Below are 474 nucleotides of genomic sequence, written 5' to 3'. Positions count from 1 at the left end.
ACCTGGAACGCATCCACGGTTTCGAGACCACGGTCGTCGAGGTGGACTCGACGGGACTCGTCGACCCGGCCGCCTTCGCGGCCGCCCTCCGCGACGACACGACACTCGCCAGCGTGATGCTCGCGAACAACGAGGTCGGCACGGTGCAGCCGGTGGCCGAGTTGGCGGCGATCGCGCATGCACGCGGGGTGCCCTTTCACACGGATGCGGTGCAGGCCGCGGGCTGGCTCGACCTCGACGTCGCGTCGCTCGGGGTCGATGCGCTCAGCATCTCCGGGCACAAGCTGGGGGCGCCGAAAGGGATCGGCGCGCTGTTCGTGCGGGGGCGGATTCCGCTCGAGCCGGTCATCCACGGCGGCGGCCAGGAACGCGGGCGACGGTCGGGCACGGAGAACGTTGCCGGTGCGGTGGGGCTGGCGGCGGCGATCCGGCTCAGCGAGGCGGGGAGGAAGGAGCGGGCGGATGCTGCGGCTG

1 protein-coding gene is annotated in these 474 nt (G+C 72.4%); it reads left to right on the top strand.

What is annotated here, in order from left to right; genetic code table 11:
• Nucleotides 1-474, top strand: a 474-nt coding sequence (locus AB4Z02_RS19050; RefSeq protein WP_441972932.1) for a cysteine desulfurase family protein, incomplete at both ends; no start/stop codon positions are given.

It is taken from the genome of Pedococcus sp. 2YAF34 (assembly GCF_052114585.1).
Classification (GTDB): domain Bacteria; phylum Actinomycetota; class Actinomycetes; order Actinomycetales; family Dermatophilaceae; genus Pedococcus.
Note: the sequence above shows the minus strand (reverse complement) of the source record. Positions and strands in the feature narration are given on the sequence as shown.